Source organism: Enterococcus durans, from assembly GCF_002277935.1.
In the GTDB taxonomy this organism is placed as follows: Bacteria; Bacillota; Bacilli; order Lactobacillales; family Enterococcaceae; genus Enterococcus_B; species Enterococcus_B durans.
On the sequence record NZ_CP022930.1, the window covers coordinates 2,903,463 to 2,919,347 of the forward strand.

Below are 15,885 nucleotides of genomic sequence, written 5' to 3' on the forward strand. Positions count from 1 at the left end.
TAGCTATCCTCCATTCGTATATTTTCTACGATTGATCGTCTTTCCAAAACGTTGGTCCATATTGTCACCTACTAAGGTTCCATCTAAATAACTTGAAACCTCCAAAGGCTGGTTAGCGATTATTTGAGCAAGTTTTTCAACATCGAGTTGTTTTTGATTATTGTAAGTGTTATTAACAATCTGCGATCCAACAGATGCCATGCCCATTCTCGAAGTGCCAAGTGCTGATTCTGGCGTGATAGAATTCATCAAACCATCAGAAAGCTTATTCATAGCTGAGTATGCGGATTTCGCATCTGCTTCGATACCAACAGCAATCCCTTGAGGAATAAATTTACCAACGTAATCTCGCATCCAACGTGATGGAGAGTGAATACCTAACGCACCAGTAATTTTATCTTTAATCCCACCGGCCACCTCTGATATTTTAGAAGCAACTGCTCCAGCCATTGAGCCGATACCGTTGATTAATCCTTGTATGATGTTTTTCCCTGTACTATATAAACTGTCAGGTACGAAAACACCAACAATAGCATCTAATAAATTTAATGCAGCACCTCGAACTTCTTCTTGTCGGCTTCGAATGTTATTGGCAAAACCATTAATTAATGTAATTGCTGCATTCATCAAACGACCTTGAGCCTGGATGATACCACGAACCATAGCATCGACTAAATCCATCGCTGCATTGACAATAGTATTGATACGACTGGCAATCCCTCGTAAAAATGCAACAATTAAATTGACAGCTGCATTTATTATTGGCTGCAAATTCGAAGCGATTCCGTTAACAAAATTGACTATTAAATTAACAGCAGATTTCACAATATCTGGCATTCTTGAAGCTAATGAATTCACGAAATTAACCATCAAATTAACTGCTGCGTTAACAATGGTTGGCATATTTTGTGCAATCACTTGAGCAAAATTGATAACAATATCTAAAGCTTTTTGCGCTACCTGACCGATATTATTCGCAATTCCTTGTAAGAATGTGATCAGTAGATTAAACCCTGCCTCCATAATCATTGGCATATAAGCGTTTAAAGAAATCAGCCACGTGGTAATCAACAAAGCCATATTTTCAACCAGAGTTGGTAATTGCTGTGTAATTCCTTGTAGTAAAGCATTTATCAGCCCAGCTCCTGCAGCGATAATTTGCGGAAGTGCCAATGTCATCGCTTCGAGGAACGATGTAATGATTGATGTAGCCGCTAAAACGATAGTCGGAATTAAGATTACAATAGCTTCTGTGAAAGAGGTAATCAATTGCGCTGCAGCAATTGCAAGTTGAGGGAGGCCTTGAGCAATCCCAGAAACAAAACCAGCAATCACTTGCAATCCCCCTGAAACGATGCCAGGCAGTGCACTTGCGATACTTGCTAATATTCCTTCGAGTGCCTTTCCGAAGTTACTACCTAGCTGTGGACCATACATTTTTATACCGTTGGCCAATCCTGAAAATGAATCTAAGATCGTATCGATACCTTTACCGATATCTCCACCACCTAAAACTTTTGCAATCAGCTCAAATGCTTTTATAGCTAGTCCAAACGGGCCTAACAATGCAAGAACTATCCCTTTTAGAACTTTTGCGCCGATGCTGAAAATATCGAATGATTTACTTGCGCTGTTTGCAGGTGTAATTAAATTTTCAAACCATGTGATCACATTTTTAACTGCCTCGCCTATTGCCATAATTCTTTTGGTAGTATCGTAAGAGAATATGCCTCCTAAAAAATACTCGAGTTCGCCAAAGCTACCAATAGATCCCGATATAATTTTCCCAATAGCTACGATACCTAGTTTTAAATCATTTATTTTAGCGGAAAAGTTTATCATTTTTTTCCACAATTCTTCAGGAAATAGTTGAATAAACTGCTCCCTTAACTGAGCTATTTTCTCACCTGGACCATTTGTTAACATTTCTGAAAAACCTTGACCTAATAGTTTTACTCCCTTGAACACAGTGTCAATTGGTGCAATAAAGCTTTTTAACGAATCGACAATACCATCAACTTTGCTTCGAAACACTTCGCTAGTTTTATAAAAATAGATAAATGCGCCAGCAAGTGCACCTATTGCTGCAATAACAAGTCCAAAAGGATTTGCTAGTAATACCGTCTTCATTAGTGTAAATGCTGTCTTTACGCCCAATATCGCAGTTTTTACAGAGTTAAAAATTCCTATGGCGCCTTTAAAAGCCGCAAAACCTGCAACTGCTCCAATAAGAACCGAACCAAATAATTTAAAAGCTGCGGCGTTCTTACTAATGAAATCAAATAAGTTACTTAGAATCGGTACACTATCGCTAATCGAAGCAAGCAATTCCCCAAAGGCTTGCTTTACATAAGGAATAGCGGCTTTGATAAAAGTCGCAATTGCCCCAGGTAAAGCTTTCAAAATGTTTCCAACCATTGGTATAAAGTTTCCGAAAAGGAATGTGGAAGTTGTTTCTGCTAGTTGATTCAACGCTGGTTTGATGTCTTGACCTAACGCCATTTTCCCTAAAACATTGGATAGTGAAGCTTTCATTGACTCAAAGGAACCGCTCAAGGTGGAGGCAGCTTCTTTTGCAGTTGTCCCTGTAATATCAAGCTTTCCTTGAATCGCATGAATAGCATTATAGACATCACTTAAATTGTTAATATCATACTTTACACCCGTTAGTTTTTCCGCATCAGAAAGCAAGCGTTGCATCTCTTCCTTTGTACCGCCATAACCTAATTTCAAGTTATCCAACATGGTATAGTTTTGTTTTGCAAAACCTTGATAAGCATTTTGAATGTCTCCCATATTAGAGCCCATTTTATTAGCATTATCGGACATGTCTATCATGGCCATGTTTGCGACATCCGCAGCTTTTTCAGTATCTCCACTAACCGATTGCAATAGACTGGCACTAAAACTGGTAACATTTTCCATGTAAGCATTTGCGGACAATCCAGAAGTTTTATAAGCTTCGTCTGCATATCTCTTTACTTTATCTGCGCTTCCTTTGAATAAAGTTTCAACGCCGCCTAGTGACTGTTGTAGATTTGCACCTTCAGAAATTGCAGCAGAAAAAGCTGTTTTCATTGCCGAATAAGCCTTGCTAATAGCTGCAGAAGCAACCTTTACTAATCCCATCGAAACAGCTAAATTTTTTATAGACAATCCAGATTTGTTACTACTACTCTCTAATTGATCAAGTTGACTATTTAATATTGCAACATCTTTGCCTTTAACGTCTACGTCAATTACAACCTGTCCATCAGCCATCGTCTTCACCTACCTCAAAATTTGGTAGCGTATATTTTTGTTGTAACTTTCGCATTCGTTCTTTTTCTTTGGTAGATTCACCTTTGCTGGGTTCCCACGTCCTGATCTGAATGATTCGAGCAAGAATGGTGTCGTCTGGCAAACTTTCAAGTAATGCTTGGAATTCCTCCCACATCATCCGCCCCTGCTCTTCAAATAGGTTTATGCCAATTTGTCTGAACGATGCATAGATGTATTTAGCATCATGAACCAAACTAATAGTGTTTTTTTCTTTAACGGCATTTGGCATAGGATTCCCCAGGCGATCAGTTTCAACCGTCTCTGAACCACCTACAGAAATATAATTTTCTAAAATATGGTTAAATAATAAAAACTGTTGTTCAGTTGAGCCTTGAAAAATTTTTTCAAAGTCACTGATCAACAGTTCTAAACACATATTTATTTTTTCTTCTGGAAATAAATCGACATCTTCCAAAACATCAAAAACATCAAGTACATTATCGAATGTTAAATTGATAGGGAATTCTGCACCATCAAACTCTATCGAAGTGACTAATGGGTCATTTAACCGCATTTAATCACCTACTTCTTTTTCTTATTTTTCAGTGCTTTCTTTTTCAATAAATCAGCTTTCTTTTTAGAAACACTATCTTTGCGTTTCAGTGCTTCTTTTTCGATTGCTTCGGCAATTTCAAAAGAAATTGGATCAAATAATTCAATTAGTTGATCGGCATCGGGATAAACAGAATAAATTTTCTCAAATGCCCCTTCGCCAAATAACGAATCATATTCAGCCTTGGCCAAATCTTTCGTCAAAGCAATAATCTTAATTGCATCTTCTTTTTCTGGTTGTTCGATATTTTTAATTTGCTCAAGTTGCGGCTTGAGTTCCTTAATTTTTTCATCAAATTCGGCTTGAACATCAAAAAAACGTGTCAGTTCTTCTGGAGTAGTGCCGAAAAAGAATTCAACTTCTCCAATATTGACAGGAAAACCTTTTTTCTCTAATTGGAATGATAATTTGTTAGTCATGTAATCCTCCTAAAAAAGTTGCCTAAATAAACAACTTACATTTATTTTTTGATCAATATTATTGGTTTGGACCAAGCCGAACCTACAAACTCTCCATCGTGCAAATAGCGTGCTTTCTCAACGTCATTCGATCCGACCCCGACCTTGTCATAAGCTTGCACATAGAAATAGAGTTTGTCGCCGCTTTCTGTCGTAGGTACGTTCGAACTGAACAATGTCCATGCGTTGCTTTCTGTGTAGCCCATGTAAATTGCTTGCTTTGGATCAGACTGGTTAGCATCTGCGTAATGAATCAAGTATGATTTCGCCCCTTCGACAGGATCAAAAGCGATAGAGACTGCTCCATCGCTCTCAAATTTACCTGTAACATTTTGGGGCGTGTTAGGGAGTAACCTTTACATCTTCTGCTTCTGGTGTACTGTCAAATGCAATACCACATGAAAAATCTCCATAAGCTGTAGCATCGCCGACTTGAGCAACTGGTTCTGTTACTGTTGCTTTCCCAACACGTTGTTTTTTGCCAGAAGCAGAAACTACTTTAAACCAGATTTTTCGCGCATCGCCAGATTTACCAATCATATTTTCGATTGCTGCCATTGCAGGATCTTCTTCGTCATATAGTCCAGTAAACGAATAGCCCAGTTGATGAGAAGTGACATCCGTTTCCCCTTCTCCATTTCCATCATAGAATCCTGTTGTCTCTGATTCTTCATTTGAATTATCATCAACGTTTGAAATCCATTTAGCTAGTTCTAAGTAGCCGTCTTCCGTTGGCGCATCAGTATTAGTTGTCGTAATTGGTTGAATAAAATAGCTTTGCAATGCATTTTTTAATCTCATTTATTTTTCCCCCTCAAATGTGGTTAGTTTTGTTTGAAAATCTAATAAAAAAACGAACCAACCTTGTTCATCTGCATCGTTGATGAAAGGCTTGCTCGTTATAGTTAAATTGTTAAATTCAAAAGATTCATCAGAACTAGCAACATCTGACATGCGCTCTAATGAATCAGAGATAAGCCAAAGTGTTTGTTCAACTTTAGAACCGTCTTTTGACTTCATCGCAATTTCAAAATTTAGTTGTACATCTTTAATGCCGTCATAATATTCCACAAGGTTTTGCCCACCTGGTAACGGGTAAATTACTAAGCTTTCGTCAGCAGAAAGATAGCCTTTTTTCATTTTTAACGGCAGTTCTGGAATACTATTAATCTTATCTTTTATCCGATCGATAAAATCCATTACTTAATTCCAGCTCCTTTCAGATACGCTTTTTTCCAAGAAGGCATATACAGTGATTTCGCTTTAAGATCCCATCTTGGTCCTGTTCCTGGAGTAGTGTATTTTTTCCCATTTAAATAGAATTGCTTTCTTGCATACTTAGTCTCATAGAGAATAGCACTACCATCACTTTTAACATGTGAACTTTGACGTAAGATATTATTCTTTTTTGGGACAAAAGGGCTCATATCTGCCATTGCTTGATTGGCTAATGCATATCTCCCTTGCTTCATAGCCTGCGGACTAACTTTAGCTCTAACCCCTCCAAGCTCAACTTTAACCCCCATTCAAACCACCTCTAGTTCGTATGAATAAACGATATTCGAATAAGCTTCTGTCACTGTATCGATTTTTGTGAGGATGTGTTCTTTCCCATCGTAAATAATTAGTGATTGTTCTTTGAAATTCGGTAAAGGGGTAGTTAATGAGTCGTAACAAAAAATCACTGCATTATAAAGCAACTGCTTGCCGCTTGATGAAAAAGAATACTGACTTCCTCGATCAATCCGACAATTTTCTATAGTCACATAATCCCCATAGATAGGTTTGTTATAGTCCCCTTCTCCTAAATATTCTCGATAAATAAAAGAATCTACTAGAAATTGAATTGGTGGTTTAGGCATTACCATGGAGGAACACCTCGATATAACAAGCCCGTTCCTTCTAAATAGATGTAAATATCCTCAGAAACTAGAGACTTACTTTCGTTCTCTCCTGATGGATTGTATCTGCTGGCATTAGAAATACTTGTTCTGCCTGCTGAAAAACTCTGCGGAGCGTTGTTGATACTCTCATACGTATCAGCTCCGACTTCATCAAAGTAGATTATTTGAGAGCAGAGAGCTAATTTGAACTGTTTTACACGAAAACCAATCGGATCATCTTTAATTTCATTTAATTGATAAAATCGATTGGTAATATTATCCAAAGCAGCCGATGCTTTTGTTAAATACTTTTTGAAGGTGGGTTCGAAATCATCTTCTTTTCCTGTTAAATCTTTGAATTCTTCAAAATCGATATAAGGCATGTTGATCCCTCCTTATTAAAAGAAGAGGGAACTATGCCCCTCCTCCTGCTTCTGTTACAGTAACTTCACAAGTTGCTGTCTTACCATTTACTGTTGTTCCAGTAATCGTTGTTGTTCCTTTGGCAACACCTGCCGCTTTACCTTGTTTTGGCGTTACGCTTGCGATAGATGCATCACTAGAACTAAAAGTTACTGTTTTATCTGTAGCTCCTTCTGGTAAAACCGTAGCCACCAATGTTTCTGTAGCCCCTACTTCAAGCGTTAGAGTTGTTTTATTTAACGTTACGCTTGAAGGGGCTAGGCTTTTGGGACGTAAGAAACATAGATGGCTTTTTTAGCGTTGTCGAATACGATAGCATCATAGTAGTCTAATCCCTTCACCGTATCGCGGTAACCATTGCGATCTTGACTAGCTGGTACAGTGTCAACAGTGCCAAATTTAACAACAGGAGCAACTGCTGTTAATGGAGTAATAATGAAGTTGACAGTGTCTTCAATGCTGATACCTTTAATACGATCTTTTGCAACTTTGAGAATTGGCACGCCACCATCAATTTGCGCTACCGTACGATTAATTCCAGCGATTTGCATTTGATTCGTTGAGAAAGTCTTGCTTACACCCTTAGCGTTTTTTAATAAACGATAAGTTGCTGCAGAAACAAACATTACATACCCGCCAGGGACTTCATTGTCTGTCATGTATTCTTCTGCTGCATCATATGCTGCTAGAATGGTATCTTCAGTCAATGTTTCAGAAACTTTAGTTCCTGCATTGTCAAAAAGAACTTGTACAGCAACTTTGTCGCGGTGCGGAGTGGTAATTAGTCGCTTGTGTTCAGTCACAACGTTATTGATTGTCAATGCCGCACTTTCTGATTGATCCAACTGATCAACATCATAAGCCATCCAGTCTTCATGAGTTAATTTGATTGTCTCTTTTTCGATTGAGATCGCATTTCGGGCATTGTCTTGGTTACGCTTGTATTGCGTTGCATCAACAAATCCACTCATTTTATTAATGCGAACTTCATTCGCTCCCACAAAATCAGCGGCAGTGATGCTTTTTGCTCCTTGAGTTAAAACGTCCCAAACCTGAGAGTCAGCTTTGAATTCTTTGTCAATTGTTGCCAAATCTTTCGAATCTAATACTAAAGCCATATTTATTCACCTAATCTTTCTTGAATTTTTTGTACAATACTTTTATCGCCTGGCGTAGGACCAGTAGGGTTTCCGCCAGCCAAAATTTGCGGAGTCGTCGGGTTGGAGCTATCTTTTTCTTGAAATAAGAACGATTTACTTTCTTGTAATCCCGCTAGTTGTTCTTTAAAACCTTGCAGACCGCTGTCAGTAACTTTGATTGTGTCTCGATCTAAAAGACCCAAGACGATGTTCTCATCAAGTGCATTCGCTTCTTTTAAAGCTAACTTGATAGCAAAGTCTTTCTGCTGTTCAGCAAGCTTTGTTTCAGAATCGTTCTTTACAGAATCGAATTTCTCTTGTAGCTCTGCTAACTGTTGTGTTAATTCTTCGTTACCTTTCGCAGATTCTTTGAGGGCATCTAACTCTGTCTGGTTAGAATCAAGCTGTTCTTTGAACTGATCACGTTCTTGTTCTGCAGTAGCAAGAGTTTTGTTCAATTCAGTAACAGTCTGACCGTGTAACCCCATAACAGAATTCACTTGTTCATCTGTCAAACCTAATTCTTTCAGTTGTTCTCTCTTCATTTCTCTTCATCCTTTCGTGTTTTAACGTGGCTACGACCACGATGGAGCAGTTTATCTTTTACGCCTTAACAAGCTAAACAAGGCATTGCTGGGGATGAAATAGGCAAGCAAGATTATGCTATTCAATAAAAAAGATCAGCCTTCGGGCTTTTCTTTTTAAACACAAAAGAACATAAGTTCGTATTCGATATTTATGTATACGAGATTACACTTGATTTAATTTCGTATAAGACGGTATGTATATATAAATTCTTACTAATTAGAACAAACTACGAAAGGATTGATTTTTAATGATGACACCATACGAATTGCGCGATAGATTAAGACAAGATGTTCCAGAGGTGCAGATTTACCCTATACTAACAAACGATTACTATAGTGAAGAAGAATATCAAGAAGTCTTACTTAAACAATTGAAAATAAAAGAAGATATTGAAACTGGCAACATGGTAACCATGCCCCTATTCTCTCCACAAGAAAAAGAATTAAAAATGGATAAGTTTTATGAAAAAGGATGGTATAAACCAGAAGTGTATTCATTGCCAAAATCTATGTTTAGGAGTGTAGAATAATGGCTACTATCAAATCATACACAACTAAGTCTGGCGTGGAAAAATGGGAGTATTTTGTTTATGCTGGGACACATAAAGGAAAAGGATATTCTAAAAAAATTCACAAAAAAAATTTTGCCACTGAAAAAGAAGCCAGAAAAGCAGCTAAAATTCTTGAAGGAGAACTAGCTGCTGGCACCCACAAAACTAATAATCCTAAACAATTATCCTTAAGTGAATACTTAGAGATTTGGATAACTCAATACAAAACCAATGTTAAAGAAGGCACTAGAATTGTTCATAGAGAAAATATTGAAACCTACATCAATCCTTATATAGGTAACTATAAACTTGAAAATTATGACCGTTCTGCACACCAAGCGTTCATCAACGAACTACTCACAAAAAAAGGTCTTGGGCGATCAAAGCAAGGGTTATCTTATAACACTGTAAAAGTAGTAAACGCTACTCTCTCCAACGCTTTTAAAAAAGCAATACAATTAGGTTATATAAATGAAAATCCGACTTTATACACTAAGTTCCCTAAAAAAGCTCAAGAGAAAGTACTTAACTTCTATTCTCTTGAACAAGTAGATAAGTTTCTAGAGTATGCTGCGAAGGAAAGAGATCCTCTTTGGTATCCATTTTTTCTAGCGATTTATGATTGCGGTCTGCGAAAAGCTGAGGTTATGGCCCTGAAATGGTCAGACATTGACCTACGTAACAAGTATATCGATGTGAACAAGCAAAGAATATATAGAGCTGAAAGTAAACTAAATTCTGGTCAAATAGCTATTGATAATCCGAAAACATTAAATAGCACTCGTAAAATGATCATGACTGATCGAGCACAACAAGGTTTTATTGATTTTTATAACTATTTTTATAACACTTCTTATACTCTTCCTTTTACTAAAACAATAGATGATTTTATATTTATTTTTACTACTGGAAAATCTAAAGGGAATATTATTCGTAGTCGTAGCACAAACGGAGCAAGTGATAGAATCGCTAGAAAAGCAGGCTTACCCAAAATCAAAGTCCACGATGGTAGACATACTTATGCAGTAACTCTTCGAAAGGCTGGTGTTCCACTTGAGGATATAAAAGAGTTGTTGGGACACAAAGATATTTCTACTACTCAAATTTATGCTCAAGTTTCAACGGAGGTCATTGAACGAGCATCAAATAAGTTCAATGATTACATCAATAATCAGGAACGAAAAGTTTCTGGCCAAATCATTTCGTTACCAAAAAAGGATGGCTAAAAAAAGCCATCCTTTCGTTTTGGGTACCTGAATGGGTACCATATTTCATCTTAAAGCCAACATGTTTTGGATACACCTTTTTAATAAACGCTTAAGAACCCTTATTTTACAGGCGTTCGTTCAATTCTTTAGCAAGGTCTTCAAAGCCTGGTTTGCCTAGAAGTGCGAACATGTTTTTCTTATACGCTTCAACACCTGGTTGGTCAAATGGATTGATGCCATTTAGGTAACCTGAGATACCTACAGCAATTTCAAAGAAGTACATTGTGTAACCTAATGTGTAAGCATCCATTTCTGGAATTTTAACTAATAAGTTTGGCACGTCGCCATCAGTGTGCGCTAGTAATGTTCCTTCGAAAGCTTTTGTATTTACAAAATCAACTTCTTTTCCTTGTAAGTAGCCTAATCCATCTAGATCTTCTGCTTGTTCAGGAATTGTGATTGATTTACGAGGTTTTTCCACTTTAACGATCGTTTCAAAGATATTGCGACGACCTTCTTGGATATATTGACCTAATGAGTGTAAGTCAGTAGAGAAGTTTGCGCTTGAAGGATAAATGCCTTTTTGGTCTTTTCCTTCTGATTCGCCGAATAATTGTTTCCACCATTCTGAGAAGTATTGCATTCCTGGTTCATAGTTGATCAACAATTCTGTTACTTTGCCTTTACGGTAAAGGATATTACGCATTGCAGCGTATTGATAAGCTTCGTTTTCTTCAAGTTTGTCACTTGAGTATGCTTTACTTGCATCGGCAGCACCTTGCATCAATGCATCGATATCTGCTCCGCTAACTGCGATTGGTAATAAACCTACAGCAGTCAATACAGAGAAACGTCCACCAATATCATCAGGAATAACAAATGTTTGCCATCCTTCTGCATCTGCTTCTACTTTAACAGCACCTTTTGCTTTATCAGTTGTAGCGTAAATACGTTTGTTTGCTTCTTCTTGTCCGTATTTTTTAACAAGTAATTCTTTAAAGACACGGAAGGCAATCGCTGGTTCAGTAGTTGTTCCAGATTTTGAAATAACGTTAACTGAGAAATCACGATCTCCGATTACTTCGATCAAGTCAGAAATATACGTTGAACTGATTGAATTTCCGGCAAAGAAGATTTGAGGTGCTTGACGTTTGTCCCCATCTAATAGATTGTAGAATGTGTGATTCAAGAAATCGATCGCAGCACGGGCACCTAGGTATGAACCACCGATACCGATAACTACTAATACTTCAGAATCAGATTGGATTTTTTTAGCTGCTTCTTTGATACGCGCAAATTCTTCTTTGTCATAATTCGTAGGTAGGTCGATCCAACCACGGAAGTCGCTTCCTGCACCTGTACCCTCACGTAATACTTTGTCAGCCATTGATACTTGGCTTTGCATGTAACCTAACTCATGTTCATTGACAAATGGTGCAACTTTTGAATAATCAAAATGAATATGTGCCATTTTTTTATTCCTCCTTAAAAGATCAATATACAGGTTATACTTTACGTTTTTTTTTACAATTTTTCAAGCAAATAAGTAATTTGAGGTTAATATTTCCAAGAAAATTTCAATTATTACACCAAACCTTGGGCATACATTACTTTTGCGACTTTTTCAAAGCCTGCGACATTTGCACCTAATAAAAGATTTTTTTCATTGCCATATTCCGCAGCAGTCTTACGACAAGTTTGATAAATCGTCTGCATGATCTCATCTAATTGCTGATCGACTTTTTCACTTTCCCACGATAATCGTTGTGAATTTTGGCTCATTTCTAGTGCTGAAACAGCAACTCCACCGGCATTTGCTGCTTTTCCTGGACAGTACCAGACATCCGCTTGTTCAAAGACAGAAACAGCATCAAAGGTACATGGCATGTTTGCTCCTTCTGCTACGATCGTTATCCCATTTTCTACTAAATTGCGGGCGAGATCTTCAGTGATTTCATTTTGTGTTGCACAAGGAAGAGCGATTTCTCCTTTTTCCTTTAATGTCCAAACAGAAGCGTCCGCATGATAGACAGCAGATTGACGTACTTTAGCATATTCCGTCAATCTCTGACGTTTTTCTTCCTTGATTTCTTTCAATAAAGAGATATCTATCCCTTCTGGATCGTAAATATAGCCACTTGAATCAGAGCATGTAACTACTTTACCACCTAGTTCATGTACTTTTTCTATCGCATAAATAGCGACATTCCCACTGCCAGAAACAAAAACTGTTTTATTTGCGAATGAATCGTTTTCTGCATGTAAGAGATGCTTAACATAATAAACTAGCCCGTAGCCAGTTGCTTCTGTACGAATCTTACTTCCCCAGAAATCAAGCGGTTTACCTGTCAAAACACCAGCATCGTATTGTTTCAATCGTTTATATTCTCCAAACAAGTAGCCGATTTCTCTTGCACCTACTCCAATATCTCCAGCAGGAACATCAATAGAAGGTCTGATATGTTTCGACAATTCTAGCATGAAACTTTGACAAAAGCGCATGATTTCATCATCCGATTTTCCTTTAGGATCAAAATCACTTCCGCCTTTTCCGCCACCGATTGGCAAACCAGTCAAACTATTTTTGAAAATCTGTTCAAATGCAAGAAACTTTAAAATACTTAAATTGACGCTTGGATGAAATCTCAATCCGCCCTTGTAAGGTCCGATAGCTGAATTGTATTGGATTCGATACCCGCGATTCACTTGCCAGTTTCCTTCGTCATCTTGCCATGGTACTCGAAATTGAATGATTCTTTCTGGTTCGGTCAGTATACCCAAGATGTTACGATTGATGTATTCAGGATGTTTCTCTAAAAACTTGGTAGCTGATGGCATAAACTCATCAATTGCCTGCAGAAATTCTTCTTGTCCATTGTCTTGTTGATGAAGTTTTTCTTGAATCAATCGTACATACTCTGTTGCATTTGTCATCGTTTCACGCTCCTTTTATGATCTTCTTACATTTTAGCCTATTTACCCTCGTTCCTCAAAACATTTTCTGCTTTCTTTCCTCGAAATATGCTACACTTTCTTTGAGGTGAGAAAATGGAAATGACGTACGATGTAATTGTTGTTGGTGCAGGTACGAGCGGCATGATGGCTGCTATCAGTGCTGCAGAACATGGTGCAAAAGTACTTTTGATTGAGAAAAACAAAAAGGCTGGAAAAAAATTATTAATGACCGGCGGTGGCAGATGTAATGTCACGAATAATCGTCCTGTTGAGGATTTGATTGCACATATCCCTGGAAACGGTAAATTTTTGTATAGTACCTTTTCTCAATGGAATAACTTTGACATCATGGATTTCTTTGAATCCGAAGGTGTGCATTTAAAAGAAGAAGACCACGGGAGAATGTTTCCTGTGACAAATAAATCAAAAACAATCATTGAAGCATTGCTTCATCGCTTAAAGGAACTGGGCGTCACGATGTTATTTGGGGCACGTGTAGAAAAATTAGTCCATCGAGATGGGAAAATTTATGGTGTACGGACTGAATTTGAAGAATTCAATTCACCATGCGTTATTTTGACCACTGGCGGACGGACATATCCTTCCACTGGTTCTACAGGAGATGGCTATAAAATCCTGAAAAAAGTAGGGCATACCATTACGCCACTTTACGCAACGGAATCCCCACTGATTTCAGAAGAACCATTTATCACAGATAAGTTATTACAAGGACTTTCTCTACAAGATATTTCTCTAAGTGTTCTGAATAGTAAAGGAAAAGTAGTAACCGAACATGTAATGGATCTGCTCTTCACTCATTTCGGTATTTCTGGGCCTGCTGCTCTTCGATGCTCCAGTTTTATCAATCAAGAACTGAAAAAAACAGATAAGCCTGTTACTGTAGTATTAGATTGTTTTCCTACACGTTCAGTGCAGGAATTAACGAGTGAACTGACACAAAAAAGCAAGCAATCGAAAAAAACTTTAGCAAATGCTTGGCATGGATTTTTACCAGAAAGACTACTTCTCTTTTTCTTAGAAAAAAGTCAGCTAACAGATCAACTAGGTTTGCACACGACTGAAAAAGAGATTCAGGCTTTCATACAGCTTTGTAAGTCTTTCACTTTCAAAATCAGTAAGACTTTCCCGATTGAAAAATCGTTTGTCACTGGTGGCGGAGTCTCCCTCAAGGAAGTTAATCCAAAAACTTTAGAAAGTAAATTGCTCCAAGGTTTATTTTTTGCAGGAGAACTACTAGATGTCAATGGCTATACAGGAGGGTTCAACATTACCGCAGCTTTTGCAACTGGACATGTCGCTGGAATGAATGCCGCATTTTTGCGCTAAATGGATATAGAGAAATCAAAAAGGGCGTGGGACAAAAGTAAGAAACACTTTTGTCTCATTCTTTAAAAACGAATAAACGGTGGGAGCAGAAGCAACTCCTTCGGAAATAAGCCGAAATTCACAAAAATTTGAAAAGCAATTTTCGTGAATTTCGGCTTATTTCTCGGAGTTAAACACTTCTGTCCCAACCTCTTTTAAGTTTGTTATTGCTTTTCTTTAGAGGATAAGATCTGCAAACTTCCCATTCGTCAACGTACAGATTGCATCTGGCGCTAGTTCCATTTGAAGTCCGCGCTTGCCAGCTGAAATAATGATCGTTTCATGAGTCTGAGCTGTTTTTTCTAAATACGTGGGAAATAATTTTTTCATTCCAATAGGCGAACAGCCGCCACGGATATAACCTGTTGTTGCTTCTAGATCTCTTAAGTGAAGCATCTCAACTTTTTTATTTCCCGATTCCTTGGCTAATTTTTTCAGATCAAGTTCGTTGTTCCCCGGTATGACCGCTACTAATGGTCCTGTCTTGTTACCAACAGCCACAAGCGTTTTATAGATTCGATCCTCACCATCAGAAAGTTTTTCAGCTACAGCAGCAGCACTCAAATGATTTTCATCCCACTCATACTCATGCTCTGTGTAAGGGATTTTCTTTTGTTCTACCAAGCGAATTGCATTGGTTTTTACTTGTTTCTTTTTTGCCACATTCTCGCCATTTAAAGTCGTTAGGATCTGCTTTAGCTCCTTGATTGGAATTTGTCCTGGAGCAGAAGCTTTTTCGGTTGTTAAAGCGCCAAATGTCATGACTGATCCGGTTAAATGCCCCGATAAACGAGTGACCATCCCAAGTTCGCCCATGGACATCGTGATCAATGGCATAGAAACAAACGCACCCGCTCGTCTTGTCAATTCCATCAACCGTAACACATCTCGCTCATTATTGGGCATAACTGCAAGTTTTCCAAAATCTGCGCCAAAGTGTTCCATCATATTCAAACGATACAATAAAACTGGATCAGCCGGAGTTTCTTTAAAGTCATGACTGCTGATGATCATTGGTATTCCTAGCCGCTTGATTTCTTCCAGCAAACCTTTTTCGAGACTTTCAATTTTAAATAATTCTAAATCGATCATGTCGATCAGACCTGTATGAATAATTGCTTGGTATAGATCATGGTATTCTCGGATCGATATATCTTGCTTTCCTCCCTCTTCCACAGTTCGAAAGGTAAAAAGCAATGGCAAGCCATCTAGCATTTCTTGTAGGAGTACTAATGTCTCAATCACTTGATCCTGTTGAAATACTTCTTTGTAACAATCTACACGCCATTCAACTAGATCTGCCCCTGCTTCTTTAGCAAGTATCGCCTCACGTAAAAGTTCTTCACGTGTTTCGCCGACCATGGGGGCACAAATTTTAGGTCGTCCTGTGCCTATAGTAAGTTTTTTAACTTGGACCATAT

Annotated in this window: 18 protein-coding genes and 1 pseudogene; 3 read left to right on the forward strand and 16 right to left on the reverse strand. The window is 37.9% G+C overall.

Annotated elements, in window-relative coordinates; genetic code table 11:
- Positions 1-3: 3 nt before the first annotated feature.
- From CJZ72_RS13770 to CJZ72_RS13825, 12 genes are all read right to left on the reverse strand, one after another.
- Positions 4-3,261, reverse strand: coding sequence for a hypothetical protein (locus tag CJZ72_RS13770; protein ID WP_198324540.1), 3,258 nt, complete (start codon positions 3,259-3,261; stop codon positions 4-6).
- The gene (locus tag CJZ72_RS13775; RefSeq protein ID WP_095443975.1) at positions 3,254-3,835 is read right to left on the reverse strand and encodes a Gp15 family bacteriophage protein; all 582 of its coding nucleotides are present in this window, start codon (positions 3,833-3,835) and stop codon (positions 3,254-3,256) included. The genes CJZ72_RS13770 and CJZ72_RS13775 overlap by 8 nt, the downstream gene beginning before the upstream one ends.
- A gap of 8 nt (positions 3,836-3,843) precedes the next feature.
- Entirely contained in the window at positions 3,844-4,293 is a 450-nt protein-coding gene (locus CJZ72_RS13780) for a hypothetical protein (RefSeq protein WP_095443976.1), read from the reverse strand.
- Positions 4,294-4,334: 41 nt separating this feature from the next.
- Positions 4,335-4,589 carry a fibronectin type III domain-containing protein gene (locus CJZ72_RS13785; protein WP_232509755.1) on the reverse strand — a complete coding sequence of 85 codons (255 nt, stop codon included), beginning with the start codon at positions 4,587-4,589 and terminating at the stop codon, positions 4,335-4,337.
- 85 nt (positions 4,590-4,674) lie between these two features.
- Positions 4,675-5,133, reverse strand: a complete 459-nt coding sequence (locus CJZ72_RS13790; protein ID WP_095443978.1) for a phage tail tube protein — start codon at positions 5,131-5,133, stop codon at positions 4,675-4,677.
- Complete coding sequence (locus CJZ72_RS13795; RefSeq protein WP_095443979.1) at positions 5,134-5,532, reverse strand: minor capsid protein; 399 nt, start codon at positions 5,530-5,532, stop codon at positions 5,134-5,136.
- Entirely contained in the window at positions 5,532-5,858 is a 327-nt protein-coding gene (locus CJZ72_RS13800) for a minor capsid protein (protein ID WP_095443980.1), read from the reverse strand. Before CJZ72_RS13800 ends, CJZ72_RS13795 begins: the two co-directional genes overlap by 1 nt.
- Positions 5,859-6,200, reverse strand: a complete 342-nt coding sequence (locus CJZ72_RS13805; protein WP_095443981.1) for a putative minor capsid protein — start codon at positions 6,198-6,200, stop codon at positions 5,859-5,861. It abuts the gene before it with no gap.
- Positions 6,194-6,598, reverse strand: coding sequence for a head-tail connector protein (locus tag CJZ72_RS13810; protein ID WP_095443982.1), 405 nt, complete (start codon positions 6,596-6,598; stop codon positions 6,194-6,196). The genes CJZ72_RS13805 and CJZ72_RS13810 overlap by 7 nt, the downstream gene beginning before the upstream one ends.
- A 31-nt stretch (positions 6,599-6,629) precedes the next feature.
- Positions 6,630-6,833, reverse strand: coding sequence for an Ig-like domain-containing protein (locus CJZ72_RS13815; RefSeq protein WP_232509756.1), 204 nt, complete (start codon positions 6,831-6,833; stop codon positions 6,630-6,632).
- Between the two features lie 62 nt (positions 6,834-6,895).
- Positions 6,896-7,756 (reverse strand): capsid protein, encoded by an 861-nt coding sequence (locus tag CJZ72_RS13820; RefSeq protein ID WP_095443983.1) that lies wholly within the window; start codon positions 7,754-7,756, stop codon positions 6,896-6,898.
- Between the two features lie 2 nt (positions 7,757-7,758).
- Positions 7,759-8,322 carry a phage scaffolding protein gene (locus CJZ72_RS13825; protein WP_095443984.1) on the reverse strand — a complete coding sequence of 188 codons (564 nt, stop codon included), beginning with the start codon at positions 8,320-8,322 and terminating at the stop codon, positions 7,759-7,761.
- 290 nt (positions 8,323-8,612) lie between these two features.
- On the opposite strand from CJZ72_RS13825, the gene CJZ72_RS13830 reads away from it, so the two are divergent.
- Both CJZ72_RS13830 and CJZ72_RS13835 read left to right on the forward strand, forming a co-directional pair.
- A complete protein-coding gene (locus tag CJZ72_RS13830) occupies positions 8,613-8,894 on the forward strand; it encodes a hypothetical protein (RefSeq protein WP_095443985.1) in 282 nt (93 codons plus the stop codon).
- Positions 8,894-10,141, forward strand: coding sequence for a tyrosine-type recombinase/integrase (locus CJZ72_RS13835; RefSeq protein ID WP_095443986.1), 1,248 nt, complete (start codon positions 8,894-8,896; stop codon positions 10,139-10,141). The genes CJZ72_RS13830 and CJZ72_RS13835 overlap by 1 nt, the downstream gene beginning before the upstream one ends.
- 106 nt (positions 10,142-10,247) lie before the next feature.
- Here the strand turns inward: CJZ72_RS13835 and CJZ72_RS13840 are convergent, their stop codons facing one another.
- On the reverse strand, positions 10,248-11,594 hold the full coding sequence (locus CJZ72_RS13840) for a glucose-6-phosphate isomerase (RefSeq protein ID WP_081135736.1): 1,347 nt from the start codon (positions 11,592-11,594) through the stop codon (positions 10,248-10,250).
- A 113-nt stretch (positions 11,595-11,707) separates the two neighbouring features.
- Positions 11,708-13,057 carry an NADP-specific glutamate dehydrogenase gene (gene gdhA, locus CJZ72_RS13845; protein WP_081135733.1) on the reverse strand — a complete coding sequence of 450 codons (1,350 nt, stop codon included), beginning with the start codon at positions 13,055-13,057 and terminating at the stop codon, positions 11,708-11,710.
- Positions 13,058-13,171: 114 nt separating this feature from the next.
- Between gdhA and CJZ72_RS13850 the strand changes: the two genes are divergently transcribed.
- Positions 13,172-14,425 (forward strand): BaiN/RdsA family NAD(P)/FAD-dependent oxidoreductase, encoded by a 1,254-nt coding sequence (locus tag CJZ72_RS13850; RefSeq protein WP_095443987.1) that lies wholly within the window; start codon positions 13,172-13,174, stop codon positions 14,423-14,425.
- 216 nt (positions 14,426-14,641) lie between these two features.
- Here CJZ72_RS13850 and ybaK read toward each other — a convergent pair whose 3' ends face one another.
- Together ybaK and aroD are read right to left on the reverse strand one after the other, a co-directional pair.
- Positions 14,642-15,127 (reverse strand): Cys-tRNA(Pro) deacylase, encoded by a 486-nt coding sequence (ybaK, locus tag CJZ72_RS14585; protein WP_025479887.1) that lies wholly within the window; start codon positions 15,125-15,127, stop codon positions 14,642-14,644.
- Between the two features lie 9 nt (positions 15,128-15,136).
- Positions 15,137-15,883: pseudogene (aroD, locus tag CJZ72_RS14590) on the reverse strand (type I 3-dehydroquinate dehydratase); the annotation flags it as partial.
- Positions 15,884-15,885 lie beyond the last annotated feature (2 nt).

Coding starts and splice junctions, on each gene's coding strand:
- CJZ72_RS13805 (WP_095443981.1), bottom strand. CDS start 6,200: ATGGTAATGCCTAAACCACCAATTCAATTTCTAGTAGATTCTTTTATT.
- gdhA (WP_081135733.1), bottom strand. CDS start 13,057: ATGACAAATGCAACAGAGTATGTACGATTGATTCAAGAAAAACTTCAT.
- CJZ72_RS13835 (WP_095443986.1), top strand. CDS start 8,894: ATGGCTACTATCAAATCATACACAACTAAGTCTGGCGTGGAAAAATGG.
- CJZ72_RS13770 (WP_198324540.1), bottom strand. CDS start 3,261: ATGGCTGATGGACAGGTTGTAATTGACGTAGACGTTAAAGGCAAAGAT.
- CJZ72_RS13775 (WP_095443975.1), bottom strand. CDS start 3,835: ATGCGGTTAAATGACCCATTAGTCACTTCGATAGAGTTTGATGGTGCA.
- CJZ72_RS13800 (WP_095443980.1), bottom strand. CDS start 5,858: ATGGGGGTTAAAGTTGAGCTTGGAGGGGTTAGAGCTAAAGTTAGTCCG.
- CJZ72_RS13840 (WP_081135736.1), bottom strand. CDS start 11,594: ATGGCACATATTCATTTTGATTATTCAAAAGTTGCACCATTTGTCAAT.
- CJZ72_RS13790 (WP_095443978.1), bottom strand. CDS start 5,133: ATGAGATTAAAAAATGCATTGCAAAGCTATTTTATTCAACCAATTACG.
- CJZ72_RS13825 (WP_095443984.1), bottom strand. CDS start 8,322: ATGAAGAGAGAACAACTGAAAGAATTAGGTTTGACAGATGAACAAGTG.
- CJZ72_RS13820 (WP_095443983.1), bottom strand. CDS start 7,756: ATGGCTTTAGTATTAGATTCGAAAGATTTGGCAACAATTGACAAAGAA.
- CJZ72_RS13850 (WP_095443987.1), top strand. CDS start 13,172: ATGGAAATGACGTACGATGTAATTGTTGTTGGTGCAGGTACGAGCGGC.
- CJZ72_RS13795 (WP_095443979.1), bottom strand. CDS start 5,532: ATGGATTTTATCGATCGGATAAAAGATAAGATTAATAGTATTCCAGAA.
- CJZ72_RS13810 (WP_095443982.1), bottom strand. CDS start 6,598: ATGCCTTATATCGATTTTGAAGAATTCAAAGATTTAACAGGAAAAGAA.
- CJZ72_RS13780 (WP_095443976.1), bottom strand. CDS start 4,293: ATGACTAACAAATTATCATTCCAATTAGAGAAAAAAGGTTTTCCTGTC.
- CJZ72_RS13830 (WP_095443985.1), top strand. CDS start 8,613: ATGATGACACCATACGAATTGCGCGATAGATTAAGACAAGATGTTCCA.